The sequence below is a fragment of the Pedobacter frigiditerrae genome, from assembly GCF_032678705.1.
Lineage (GTDB): Bacteria > Bacteroidota > Bacteroidia > Sphingobacteriales > Sphingobacteriaceae > Pedobacter > Pedobacter frigiditerrae_A.
This window is the reverse complement of sequence record NZ_JAVTSS010000002.1, coordinates 406,304-420,173: the sequence shown is the minus strand read 5'-3', so window position 1 is coordinate 420,173 and position 13,870 is coordinate 406,304. Positions and strand designations below refer to the sequence as shown.

Annotated in this window: 10 protein-coding genes; 1 reads left to right on the top strand and 9 read right to left on the bottom strand. The window is 37.8% G+C overall.

Annotated features, from left to right (window positions below):
- Nucleotides 1-15: 15 nt before the first annotated feature.
- The gene (locus R2Q59_RS12460) at nt 16-1,416 is read left to right on the top strand and encodes an alpha-L-fucosidase (protein ID WP_316785731.1); all 1,401 of its coding nucleotides are present in this window, start codon (nt 16-18) and stop codon (nt 1,414-1,416) included.
- Between the two features lie 224 nt (nt 1,417-1,640).
- On the opposite strand, the gene R2Q59_RS12455 is transcribed toward R2Q59_RS12460, so the two are convergent.
- The 9 genes from R2Q59_RS12455 to R2Q59_RS12415 all read right to left on the bottom strand — a co-directional run bounded on the left by R2Q59_RS12455 (nt 1,641) and on the right by R2Q59_RS12415 (nt 13,678).
- Nucleotides 1,641-2,297 (bottom strand): MgtC/SapB family protein, encoded by a 657-nt coding sequence (locus R2Q59_RS12455; RefSeq protein WP_316785730.1) that lies wholly within the window; start codon nt 2,295-2,297, stop codon nt 1,641-1,643.
- Between the two features lie 157 nt (nt 2,298-2,454).
- A complete protein-coding gene (locus tag R2Q59_RS12450; RefSeq protein ID WP_316785729.1) occupies nt 2,455-2,934 on the bottom strand; it encodes a hypothetical protein in 480 nt (159 codons plus the stop codon).
- Between the two features lie 40 nt (nt 2,935-2,974).
- Complete coding sequence (locus R2Q59_RS12445) at nt 2,975-3,532, bottom strand: DUF4256 domain-containing protein (protein WP_316785728.1); 558 nt, start codon at nt 3,530-3,532, stop codon at nt 2,975-2,977.
- A 69-nt stretch (nt 3,533-3,601) separates the two neighbouring features.
- Nucleotides 3,602-4,177 carry a YdeI/OmpD-associated family protein gene (locus R2Q59_RS12440; protein ID WP_316785727.1) on the bottom strand — a complete coding sequence of 192 codons (576 nt, stop codon included), beginning with the start codon at nt 4,175-4,177 and terminating at the stop codon, nt 3,602-3,604.
- Between the two features lie 6 nt (nt 4,178-4,183).
- Nucleotides 4,184-4,567, bottom strand: coding sequence for a DoxX family protein (locus tag R2Q59_RS12435; protein ID WP_316785726.1), 384 nt, complete (start codon nt 4,565-4,567; stop codon nt 4,184-4,186).
- 3 nt (nt 4,568-4,570) lie between these two features.
- Nucleotides 4,571-5,038, bottom strand: a complete 468-nt coding sequence (locus tag R2Q59_RS12430) for an SRPBCC domain-containing protein (protein ID WP_316785725.1) — start codon at nt 5,036-5,038, stop codon at nt 4,571-4,573.
- 4 nt (nt 5,039-5,042) lie between these two features.
- On the bottom strand, nt 5,043-5,366 hold the full coding sequence (locus tag R2Q59_RS12425; RefSeq protein ID WP_316785724.1) for a metalloregulator ArsR/SmtB family transcription factor: 324 nt from the start codon (nt 5,364-5,366) through the stop codon (nt 5,043-5,045).
- A gap of 282 nt (nt 5,367-5,648) precedes the next feature.
- Nucleotides 5,649-6,680, bottom strand: a complete 1,032-nt coding sequence (locus R2Q59_RS12420) for a PorP/SprF family type IX secretion system membrane protein (protein WP_316785723.1) — start codon at nt 6,678-6,680, stop codon at nt 5,649-5,651.
- Nucleotides 6,677-13,678, bottom strand: a complete 7,002-nt coding sequence (locus tag R2Q59_RS12415) for a PKD domain-containing protein (RefSeq protein WP_316785722.1) — start codon at nt 13,676-13,678, stop codon at nt 6,677-6,679. The genes R2Q59_RS12420 and R2Q59_RS12415 overlap by 4 nt, the downstream gene beginning before the upstream one ends.
- Between the last annotated feature and the right edge of the window lie 192 nt (nt 13,679-13,870).

Below are 13,870 nucleotides of genomic sequence, written 5' to 3'. Positions count from 1 at the left end.
GTTTAAAACATTCAGATGAAGAAAATAGTTGTTGTATTTTGTCTTGTTTTTATCAGTTTTTTTGCTGTTTCTCAAACCTACAAAGCACCTGCTGATGGAAAAGTAGCGGCTAAATTATCCCAATGGGGAGAGAAAAAATTTGGCCTATTTATGCATTGGGGTATTTACGCCATTCCAGGAATTGTAGAATCATGGAGCATAAATTCTGAAGATGCAAGTTGGATTCCTCGCGATAGCACCAAAAATTACGAAGAATACAAAAAATGGTATTTCGACATCAGTAAACAATTTAATCCTGTAAAGTTTGATCCTACCATTTGGGCTAGCTATGCTAAAAAAGCAGGAATGCAGTATGTGGTTTTTACAACCAAACACCATGATGGTTTTGCAATGTTCGATACTAAACAATCTACTTATAAAATTACTGGGAGCGATGTTCCTTTTGCCACAAATTCTAAAGCAAACATAGCTAAAGAAGTGTTTTCGGCTTTTAGAAAAGAAGGATTTATGATTGGCGCTTATTTCTCTAAACCAGATTGGCACAATGAAAATTATTGGTGGCCAAGATATGCGACGCCAGATCGGAATAACAACTATGATATTCGCTTGCATCCTCAACGCTGGGATAACTTTAAGAAATTTACCTATAACCAAATCGAAGAGTTAATGAGCGATTATGGCTCAGTTGATATTTTATGGTTAGATGGAGGCTGGGTTAGGCCAAAAGCTACTGTTAATGAAGAGGTTTTATCTTGGGGTGCACCAATTCCCGCCTGGGACCAAGATATAAATATGCCAAACATCGCCAAGATGGCTAGAGAAAAACAACCTGGGTTAATCATAGTAGATAGAACTGTTCATGGCGAATACGAAAACTACCAAACACCAGAGCAAAAGATTCCCGAAAAACCATTAAATTATCCTTGGGAAACCTGTATGACAATGGGCGATGCTTGGGGGTATGTGCCAAATGATAATTATAAAAGTACCAATACCTTAATCCACTTGTTAGTGGATGTAGTTGCAAAAGGTGGAAACTTTTTATTGGACGTTGGTCCGAAGCCTGATGGAACTTTCCCAGAACCTGTTTTGCAAAGGTTAACCGAGATAGGGAATTGGATGGATATTAATAAGGAAGCCATCTACGCTACACGGCCAATTGCGCCCTTTAAAACTGAAAATGTTTGTTTTACTGAATCGAAAACAGGGATTCTATATGCGCTTTATTTGATAGATGAGAAAAGTGTTGCTCCGTTAAAAATTAGAATTAAATCGCCACCAAAAATGCCTAAAAAAGTAACATTGTTCGGATTAAAATCTACCTTGAAATGGAAGCAGATTGGAGATGATTTAGAAATCGTGTTGCCTATTGGTGCGAAGGATTTAAAACACGCTTTGGTTTTTAAGATGGAGTAACATCGCACATTGCTTCATACCCAACTTGATTGGGTATATTAATGATGCAGGTAGGTTAAGTCTTAATCATTATTTTGAAAATGAATGTGAGTAGCTTTTCGCAAAACCAGTCCCGCTTTTCTCTTCAAGCTTAATGAAGAATTAAGCTTTCCGTTTCAATCGGGTTTATATTACTGAGCCAGTTTTTCATGGCATATTTTTCTTCCCAAATCGTTATTGAGAACTTAAAAATCAAACGCAATAATCTTTTTGTCCTGCAACATTCTGTCTACAAATTTTTGATGGTTTTTAGGGCTGCCAACTGCTGTCCAACTGCCGCTGATGATGCCGTTTGCTAACTCTTGTTTGCCTCTGCTTAGTTTTAGTTTCGAATTTCTAATGTATTCCTCATAATCGTCTAAACTTTCGTTTTCATATCTTTTTACAATGCGATAGGTTCTTTTGGTAAAACGACGTTCTACAAAATTCTCTACATAAGGGAATATCAAAAGTGCCAATAAAACTACAAATGTAACCCCGATGGCTTGCTCATAATAATCGCTTCCTACAGCCATTCCAATTGCGGCAACTATCCATATTACACAGGCAGTGGTTAAGCCCTTAACTTGATTGTCTTCTTTAAAAATAACACCAGCGCCTAAAAAACCAATTCCGGTTACAATGTTTGAAGCAATTCTGTCTTGACTATTTAAACCAATCTTGACAGATAAAATGGTAAACAGGGTAGAGCCCAAACCAATCATGATCATTGTTTTTAGTCCGGCTTGTTTACTTCTAAACTCACGTTCTAGACCAATTAATCCGCAAAGTAATGTGGCAATCAGAAATTTATTGACTTCGCTCTGCGTAAGAAAATGACTGTTTTGTAAAATGTTATCCATAAATAGGTAAAACTCGAGTTGGAAACAAGTTCGAAATTAATATTTAAATAACGTGTAGGTTAGGTGTAAAGTTTTAAGGATGTATGAAATAATGGGGGATTGAAAATCTACAGATAGTAGTTTCGAGATTGCAAATCTCGAACAGCGAGCTAATTGTTTATTGCTTTTTATTTAGAAATTTATTCCACTCCTCTAAGGAAATTAAATATGATGTTTGAAAATCATTATCAAAAAACAGTGCTTTGTTTTTTCGAGAAATCGTATCCACATTATAGGTCATAATTTTATATTTACCTTGATAAAAAGATAGTTTATAATGCGTTCTTGGGCAACAACTATATCCTCCATTTTTGATCGAATTAAAGAGATGGTCAAACTGTTTTAATTCATTAAAATTTACAATTGAGTTTGACCAAATTGCTTTAGATGTATCTTCCATCATATTACTATGTTCATCAATATTGTAAAGTTTGATAACTATTCTAGTACTGCTATCTCTAACTTTTTTAAAATTATCACGAACTATCTTGGTCTTGTTTAAGGCTTTTTTTGATGTATCATGTTCATCGTGATAACAACTTGATGTAATCAGAATAAAACATAAGAAGATAAATTTTTTAAGTTTTATTTGGTTCATTTTGTAAGTGCAAATTTGGAACAGAAATTTTTATGTAATCTTAAACCCTCAGCGAACCACGAAATCCTCTTGCCGCGTAATAAGATTCTGCCCCGTTATGGTAAACAAAAACGGTATCATAACGTCTATCAGCGAAAAGCGCTCCTTTAAGTTTCCTAATTGCAGGAGGCGTTATTATCCAACTAGATGTTTTCAAGTCAAAATTTCCCAGTTGTTGCAATGCTCTATATTGTTTTTCTGTTAAAAGCTCAATTCCCATTTCCGCAGCCATATTTATAGCACTGTTTTCAGGTTTATGTTCTTTCCTTGCTTCCAGAGCTACGTGGTCGTAACAAATACTCCTGCGACCTTTTGGGCTTTCTGCTGAACAATCATAAAAAATATACTCATTAGTTTTTTCATCATAATCAACAACATCGGGTTCGCCACCAGTAGTTTCCATTTCATCTAGCGACCACATTTTTTCAGGACTTGCATCTAATTTAGCTTGTACTTTATCCCACACAAGGTTCTGGTGACGATTCATGTTTTTTTCAAAGCGGACTTTTAATATGCTGATAAGTTCTGTATGTTGCTCTGTTGATAATTGCTTTTTCATAATATGATAATTTATTCAAATACTATTGATTAGACACACTTTTATATTCTGATTCAAGCCTTCACTGGCTTAATCATCTAATCCTTTTCCATTCAATATTTTTGGTATGTATTTCTCCACTCTAGATTCTCTAGTTTTTGATTGTTTAGGCTGAGAAAAATGTAATAGATAAGCCCTTTGCCTACCGGGTGTTAGTGCCTCAAAAGCAGTTTTCAAAGCTGATATTGTATTTAGTTTATGTTGAAATTCATCGGCAACTGCAAAGGCTTTAGTCTTTTTCAAAGGCACTTTTATTCCGGTTTTTTCTACTTCGATGGCTTCAAAAATATAAGCTTGCAAGGTATTTTGGAGTTCTATTATTTCTAAAAGATTGGTAAAGCGAATTTGCCTAGCAACCTGCACATTTTCTGTTTGTTGAATTAAAATGCCTATGCTATCCTTTAATAAAACACCTTTAAAAAAAAGAAAAGCACAATACTCCTTAAACTCGTGTATCAGTACAATGTTATTGTTTTGGAGCGTGTAGCAAGGACAACCCCATTTCAATTCTTCGGTAAGACCACAATCGAGCGCAATTGCTCTTAATTGTGTTAATTCTTGCTGCCACTTAGATTTATTGAAGTAAAAATCAACCTTAGGATTCATGTTCTTTTATTGGTTAATTGAAATGGTTTTTCTATCAGCAGGTCTGAAATACCAAGATACTAAAATCAAGATTAACAATAATGTTGGTCCAAAAAAATCTTTGGCACCATCACCAATAGCTAAATGAGAGAAGATAGCACCAGACATGGTAAAGGAAAAACCAGCGTATGTCCATTCTTTTAACAAAGGAAATTTAGGGATAAGTATGGCTATAACACCCAAGATTTTCCAAATGCCTAGCAAAGTCAGAAAATATAATGGATAACCTAAATGAGCCATCATATCTGCTTCTTCTTTCATTTTAATTAATTGTACAATTCCAGTAGATAGCATTCCTAGTGCCAGCCAAATTGTAGCTACCCAATAGATAATTTTGTTTCTCTTTGTCATATCTTATATTAATTTGTTAACTACTTCTTGTAATCGATTATGTGCCATATTTAAACCTTGTGCAAATGGTAAGCCTAACATTTGGTTCCTAAACTCAACTGATTTATAGATGATATGTATGGTTAGTTTGCTTGTGTTTTCGGTTAGTTTTTCAAATTCTAAAAACTCTAGCTGAGTTGGGAACGGTGTGTTTTCCATTTCAAAAGTTCGAGTGATTTTTTGATTAGGAATAAATTCATGGATTACGCCATTGGCTTTAAATACAACAATTCCTTGAGGGTTTGATGTTTCAAATTGCCAGGCTCCATGTTTTTTACTTTCTAGTTTTAATACTTTCGTACCCATCCACTGCTCAACGATTTCTGGTTCTACGTAAGCTTTAAAAAGCAATTCCAACGGTAAATCAAATTCTCTGGTAATTACGATTTCTTGCTTGCCATCTTCAGCGTGGATTTTTGTTTTTAGTTCCATATGTCTATTTTCCTGATTGATAGTTTTTCATTACGGCTTCTAATTTATTGAATTTATCATCCCACATTTTTGCAAATGGGAGCAACCACTCTGCTATCTCTTTCATTTTATTTGGGTTAAAGTGATATGAAATTTCTCTTCCTTTTTGCTCTTGACGCAAAAGTTCGCATTCTGTTAAAATTTGAATGTGTTTGGAAATGGTTGGTCTGGCTGTATCAAAATTAGCTGCTATTGCGCCAGCTGTCATTGATTGGGATGCCAATAGCAGTAAAATTGCCCTTCTGGTTGGATCTGCTATGGCTTGAAAGATATCTCTTCTTAAATTCATTATGTAGCTATTTGACTACAAATATATATGAAGTCATTTGACTACGCAAATTTATTTGGAAATTTTTTAAAGCTCCACGCTTTTGGAACGCTGCCTTTGTTATTTAAACCCGACATAAGGGGAAATACTTTTGTTTTTTGCCTTATGGATTAGTGAGTTAATAACGACTAACGCACAGATTTCTCCTTACGTCGAAATGACGGATAACAAAAGATTGTAGCGTTTGGCGGGGCTTCAGTAGCTAGGAAATGCTGCCATTGTTTTTCAAATCGATAACCAACATTAGTAAAATGCAGAACACCTTAAGCCGTTATACTTTTTAGTTCTCGTACTGTTTGCCCAATATTTTTCGTAGCCGATGCTACCTTCTGTTGTACCGCTTGTATTGGTATAATTGATTTTAGAAGTAGTAGCATCATGACTTACGCCAAATCTTATTTTCTCGGTATCCCTGCGTTGGAGGAACACATCTACAATGAGCGAAAGCACAAAGGCATCTGAACCACCTTGTTGGTTGGTCCTGTACCAAGCGCCAGCATTAAAACCCCTGTATTTAAATTGCGCACCTGCACTGATTGAGCTAACGTTACCTTGTTTGTAATAAACCACTGAAGGTATTAAGAAAGCGCCTTCGTCTTCCATATAGTTGTAATTATAACTTAATGGCATTTTAAAACTAGCATTAATTACAAATCTGGCTGGTAGCCTTGCTTGTGTACCGCTAAAAGATTCGTCTGGTCTATTAATGTGATAAACTGATGCCCCAAGCATCGCATTGCGATAAACAAAGTTTACTCCAGCTGCAGGGTCAAAGAAAAAACGGTTAGAAACTTCTGGTAGTTGTGCAGAAGAAATCACACTTGGATCGTAACCTATTCTCCTATCTAATTGATCACTAAATACCAGTTTTCGCCAATCTATGCTTCTATTGGTAAAACCAGCCTGTATCCCAAAAGAGGCTAAAAATTCATCGTCACCAACACTATAAGAATAAGTGGCGGCAACGTTGTTTTTTGTAAGATAGGCTACTCCTTCGCTACTTCTATTAAAGGATAGACCAACACCACCAGCAAGTTTGGGTACAGCAACATCAACAGATGCATTGATGTAGGAAAGATCTCCTCCTAACGAACTCCATTGGTTTCGATAAATCATATTCAATCTTAAATCGCCGTCAAATTGGCCAGTAAGCGATGGGTTTAGATAGATAGGAGCGTTAAAAAATTGAGAAAATACATGGTCTTGAGCCTTAGTAATTAAAAACCCAAAGCTCAAGCAAAAAACAAAAATCGCCGCTAAAATCCTTTTCATCATCTAATTAAATATATTTCGCCCGTTCGCTTTGGAGCTGATTTGCCAAAAGTCATACCTTTCCACTCTGTTCCGTTGACAAGCACTACATCAATTTTCCAGAAATAAATTCCCTGCGGTTGTGGAACGCCTTTATAATTTCCATCCCAACCCTCAACTGGTTTGCCATCGTTTAGTTTAGTAGTTTCCCAAAGTACTTGTCCCCATTTATTGAACACCTGCATTTTCCAACTCTTAATTCCAGAGCCAAGAGCAGTGAAAGTTTGCAATTCGGAGCTTGTTCCTCCTGGGATGAATGAATTTGGCACATAGACATAACCTGGAACACCTACAATTTGTACATATTTCTGAAGACTATCTACACAACCATATTCATTGTAAGTTCTCATGGTAACCAAATAGGTTCCTGTATCTCGATAAGTATGTGAAGGATCCCTTTGTGAAGAAATATCACCGTCGCCAAAGCTCCATTTATAGGTTTGGGGTTCATTGGTGCTCTCGTCCGTAAACTTGAATGTATAATTTGGTATACTGGTTACAGCTGCAGGGGAAATTGCAAATGCTGCATTGGGTGGATCTACAATTGTAATGTAATTTGGCAGCCTTAATACAGTTGGGCAACCTAAACTATTAAAAGCAGTTAAGGTTACATCATATCGTCCTGCAGGACTATTATAAATATAGGTTGGTTCGGCAGCGTTTGAAGTATTGCCATCTCCAAAGTCCCAGAGATAACTTACGGCATCAGTACTGGTTTTGGTAAATTTAACAGTTAATCCCTTGCAACCAGAGGTGATGTCTCCCTTAAATGAAATGGTAGGTTGTGGATCTACAACTATGGTAACTTGGGCAGATGCCGATGAACAGCCATTATCTGCAACCATTGTTACGGTATAAGTTCCTGCCTTGATAAATGTATATGGCCTAACTTCAGTTTGTACGGTGTTAGCTACAACCACAACTCCAGGTTCAAATGTATAAGTAAACCTACTTGCACCTTTAGTATTATTAATGAAGTCTACCGTAAAAGGAGCACAGCCTCGTAGTTGATTTCCGTTTACAATTAGTGCTGGTGTAATTGTATTTGGTGAAACCCTAATGACGATGCTTCTCACATCTGTTCCGCATTCATTTGTTGCAGTCATTTTTACGGTAAAATCTCTAACTACATCTGTAATGAAAGTATGGCTTACATCTGCTTTGCTTGTTGTAGCAGGAGATGTTGTGCCATCATCAAAATCATAACTATAAAATGTATTAGAGCCAGGTGAGGTGTTTTTGAAGACTATAGCAAGAGGAGAACAGCCAATTGTTGTAGAAGGTAAAAATGCTGCAACTGGTCTTGGTCTAACTGTTACGGTTGAAGTTGCGGTATTAGAACCACAAGGTGTTGTAACTTTTAAACTGATGTTATATACTTTATCTTCGCCGGCTGGATCTGCTTGAAATGTTAGTGTACCTGGATCTGCTGTAGTGGAAACAATCGTATTGTCTATTCTCCATTCAAATGTAAATCCAGCTGTTATAGCTGTGGTATTTGTAAATGTAACAGCTAATGGACCGCAACCTTGAGCAGTAGATTGCGTATAAGATGCCGCAACATTTGGCCTAGTTGTAAATGTATGGCTCATTTCATCTGAGAGACAACCAAGGCTACTAGTGGTAACCAATCTTATCACTACACTTGAATTGCCTGTAGCAATTGTATACCCTGGGAAAGTTATTCCCGTACCAATAATTACGCCATTTGCATACCAAGTATAGGTAGCATTTTGAGCAGGGTAAGGAATGGCTTTGATATTATTATCATCTATTAAATAAGGATTACAACCTAGATCATTGGTATAGGTAAACTCGGCTCTGGCATTTAAGTTAACTGTTATTCTAACAGAATTACTTATGCTTTGTGATGAACCAGAACAAACTGAACTGGCAATTAAGCGACGGTATAATGTAGTTTGGGTAATAGCTGGTGGACTATAAGTTTGCGTATTAATACTCGGTACAACGGACCAAGTATTCCCATTATCAGTACTTTGCTCCCAACTATAAGTATAATTAGTTCCATCTCCACCAGTTGGTTGTGAACCTGTTATTGTATTTGGAGTTGCTGTTAAACAAATGGTTTGGTCTGCGGCAATGGTATTATTAGCAATAGGAGGTAAGGCAATTATGGTGATGATGTTACTTGTTGTTGAACACACACCACTGCTTACAATTCTTTGGTACGATAAATTTGAAGAAACAGTAATATTTAAATCACGAGTAGTTTGTCCTGCTATGGTTGTCCAAGGTGCAGCGCCTGTTGGGCTGCTTTGCCAAATATAAGTATAAGTTCCGCTTCCGCCAGTTGGCAAACTTCCTGTTAAGGTAATTGCCTGACCAGTACAATTAGTAGTGGCTGTGGTATTTATGGTGTTACTTTGCAGTGCAGATAAATTGTTAACTATAACATCATCGCTGCTAGCAGGGCATGGTGCGACACCAGAAATTGTCCAGCGGAAGATATAAGTTTGACCACCAACTAATCCATTAACTGCGGTGTTGAATTGACTAGCATTGGCAAATGTAACGCCTGTTTGTCCTGATATTAAAGTCCAAGATCCAGTATTCATTAAAGGATCATTTCCAGCTAAAATAGTTGATGTTACATTACATAGATCTTGATCTGGACCTGCTATTGCGGCGACAGCACCTTGGTTTACGGTTACTGTAGCTGTTGTTGAAAGTGCCTCTCCGCAACTTCCATTTTTTACTACTGCTCGGTATTGGGTGGTTAATGTCAGATTTGTATAGTTAATAAAAGGTTGCGTAGTATTAATTATTGTAACCGTAGCAAAATTATCAGTTGAACTTTCCCATCTCACCACGCTTCCAACCTGTCCACTTACTGTAATTTGACCATTGCTATTACCAGCGCAAACTGATGTACTCCCAACTGTTGTACCCCCACTTGAAGGAAGATCAATCTTAATATCTACATCATCACTACTTGCAGGACAAGGGGTTAAGCCGGAAACTGTCCAGCGGAAAGTATAAGTCTGACCTGCAACTAAGCCATTAACTGCGGTGTTAAACTGACTTGCATTAACAATGGTAACGCCTGCTTGTCCAGAGGTTAAAGTCCATGACCCTGTATTTGTTAAGGGGTCATTTCCTGAGAGAATAGTTGAAGTTACATTACATAAGTTTTGATCTAAACCTGCATTTGCAGCTACAGCACCTTGATTTACAGTTACTGTTGCAACAGTGGAAAGTGCTTCGGCACAACTTCCATTTTGTACTACAGCTCGGTACTGAGTTGTTGTTGTTAAATTTGTATAGGTTATGAAAGGTTGTGTTGTATTGATGATTGTAACAGTAGCAAAATTATCTGTAGAGCTTTCCCATCTTACAATGTTTCCAACTTGCCCGCTTACTGTAATTTGAGCATTGCTATTACCCGCACAAACTGAGGTGCTACCAGCTGTTGCGCCACCGCTTGATGGGAGATCGATCTTAATTGCTACATCATCACTACTTGGTGGGCAGGGAGCCAGACCAGAAATTGTCCAACGGAAAGTATAAGTCTGACCTGCAACTAAGCCGTTAACCATTGTGTTAGGCAAAGCGGCATTAACAAAAGTAACACCAGTTTGTCCAGAGGTTAATGTCCATAAGCCTGTATTGGTAGCCGTTGGTAAATTACCGTTTAGTGTGGCTGTTGTAGAGCTACATAAAACTTGATCTAGCCCCGCGTTTGACGCATTTACTGGTTGGTTTACATTGATAATTGATGGGGTAGAGTTAGCAGTAGCGCAAGCTCCACTTTGTACAACTGCTCTAAAATAAGTGGTGGTTGTAAGATTGGTATACGTTAAAGATGTTGTGGCATTATTGATTATATCAGGATAGGTTACGCCGCCATCAGTAGAACTTTCCCATCTTAATACATTGCCAGTTTGCCCACTCAAAGTAATAACACCAGTATTGCCATCTGCACAAACTGTGGTTGATCCTGCTGTTGTACCGCCTATGGAAATTGGATTGATGGTAATAGAAACATCATCAGTTTTTGGAGTACAACTAGCAGCCCCAGTAATTGTCCATCTAAAAATGTAAGTGTTACCAGCGATTAAGCCATTCGCCGTCCCGTTATACTGATTCGGATTGGTGAAAGTTACGCCAGGGAATGTAGTTACTTGTGTCCAAAGTCCAGTACCAATTGCAGGTTGATTCCCTTTAAATGTGAAACTTGTTGCATTACAGATATTTTCATCTATCCCTGCATCTGGTGCAGTTGGCTCAGGTTCGACAGTAATTGTTATCGTTACTGGAGTTCCAGGACATCCTTCATTAGAAATTGGGGTAATCGTATAATCGACAGTTCCTGAAGTAGTTGTGTTATTGACAAGGATGTCATTAATGGTAAATGATGCGGTGGGTGTGGCATTATTGCTATTCCCTGAAACTCCAACAGAATTAATGCTTGTCCAAGTGTATCTTGTGTTTGGTAAATTCGATGTTAAGGTAATACCAGCACTTTGACCACTACAAATGTTAAGGTTGGCGGCGGTTGGCGTAACAATAGGATTTGGCGTAACAGTAACTGTAAAGGTAAATGGAACTCCTAAACAGCCATTGCCTGTTGGTGTAATTGTATAAGTAACTGTTGCATTTAAGGTAGGGCTACTATTTGTTAAAACATCATTAATATTCCCACTTCCATTGGCTGTAAAACCTCCAGCATTAGCTGAGCCTGTTGCGGTCCAAGCATAGGTAGCACCAGCAGTTGCTGAAGTAGGGGTATAGGCAACATTGGTTCCTGTGCAAATAGATTTTGTGTTTACACTATTAACTGTAACCTGGGGTTTTATCGTGATGATAATATTATCGTCTATAACATCACAGGGTGCTGGCAAGGAAGTGGTTGCCCTTAAGGTTAGGGTTACTTGTCCTGCCGCTTTCTCTGCTGCAGTTGGTGTATAGGTAGCATTTAAATCATTTCTATTTGGACTAAAAATTCCTGAACCACCCACCCAAACTCTTGTTAGAGGTGTTCCTGTTACCGAACCGTTTAGGTTAACTATATCATTGAAACAAATAGGCTGGTCTGCTCCTGCATTAACTGTTGGGGCAGGAGTAAATGAGATTGTTTGATTTACAGTAACAGTTCCACAACTATTGGTGTGAGTTACTGAAACCGTATAGGTTGTATAATCCAGAAATTGTATGGAAGGATATTTGGTGTTCTGATTAGTGCCTCCAGTAAATGTATAATTTCCACCAGTAATTGTCCAAGTATAGGTATTTGCTAATTCAAATGATGTTCCAGAGAAAGAAGTTCGTGTAGGTCCTGGTGTTGTGGGGTTAAAATCATAAGTGTTAACACTGCACAACGCCGCATTTGGAGATAAAGTGGCTGTTGGAGCTTGATTAACCACAACTCTTTGAGACAAAGTACTAACGGCCCCACACGAAGGTGTGCTTATGGTTAAGGTAACTTGATAAACACCTGTATTACCAAAAATAAATTCGGGTTGTTGGCTTGATGAGCTTGTTCCACCTCCATAGGTAACTCCAGTAGCAGGGGATACCGACCAAGAGTACGTAGCGGTATTACTGCAAGTATTATCAACGATAGAGGTATTTGTTGGGGTAACAGATCCGCCAATACAAATTGTTGATATCGGAAGATTGAACGATGGCTTTGGGGGATCTTGAATACAGATAATCATATCAAATGGGTCAGCATCGCAAGTGCCAGAACTTACCGACTCTAATCTAACCGTATGGGAGCCATTGGTAGTAAATGTGTAAACTAAATTATCAGATATTGGTCTATTTGCCCAAACTAATACCCCGTCTACAAACCAATTATAAAATACAGTATTTGGTGTACAACCCGCTGAATTTGTATTGGGATCCTCACCCTGTATAGATGTGTTAACAAATGTTACTGCTGTATTGGTACAAGAAGGGGTTGTTGTTGTAAACGAGTTTACAGGTTTAGCAATAACCTTGGCAGTTGACGAAATTGCTGAACCAACTTTTCCACAAAAAGGATTCTCTACGCTAATATTTACTGCAAATACATTGTATTCTGTTCCAGATGATCCGCTGAAAACATTACCACAAGACGATTGAGTATAGACATGTGAAACCTTTCCGCCATTTTGGATAATATCACATAACGTATAGGTAGTTGTTGTTAAATCACCCCAGTTTACAACATATGTGTCTCCAGGGAAGTTTTTTTGAATACCAGCTATGCCAGTATAATCTACACTAAATTCCAGTGCTCCTTGAGGAAGACATACCACATTGTTTCCACTGGTTGAAAACGCGGTAACAGTCTGGTTATTAATAATGAAATATGCTTTGGTAGCAACTCTTCCATCTCCCATTAAGGCTTTTGTTACAACGGTGTAATGTGCTAATCCTGCATTAAAAATTTGATTTTGAGTTGGGAATGCCAAAACAGTAGGCGCACCTCCCGAAATTTCATTAGTAATTGTTGCGCTTACTATACTACCAGCAGTAGATTCATTAGTTAATGCAAAATTATTATTGTTTTTACCTGCACATAAGCCAAATGTCTCCGTATTGGTTGCGCTTATGGGGGCTGAAGTAATTTTTGCCTCTACAGCACCACCAATTCCAATTATAAAAGAGTTAGAAACTGTTGAGGTTAAAGATGGAGACGAAGATTCTATCCTTAATTTATAGCCAATACCTGGGAGTGTGCCAGCAGGAATTATCCCATTTACAAACGTACTATAGAAAGAATTATAGGTTCCTATCACGATCCCCGGGGCAAAGTTTCCACTTGCATCCGATAGCCTAAGCCTAAAAACATTGCCTTGCGCTATACAGGTAGATGGATTAATAGAGAATGTAGCAGCAATTGTACTACCTGGTGAATAAGGGCCTGGGTCTACTGTACCAATGGTTAGCTGAGCAAACGAAGGGAATGCCACAGCACATAACATGCTCAAGAACAGGAGGCGAAAAATTTTCACGGTAAAACAATAGGTAACCAAATATAGCCATTTATCTCCTGAAATTTAAGTTTGAGTTAGTGAAATTGTCGTTAAAAGCAAAATCCCCCAAAACGTATAGTTCTGAGGGATTTTTTAAAGGGAAAAGACTAAAGTAAAAAGCTTAAAGCTCAGTTAAGGCACTTTTCTCTTTCAGCTTTGGTCTTTAGGCTT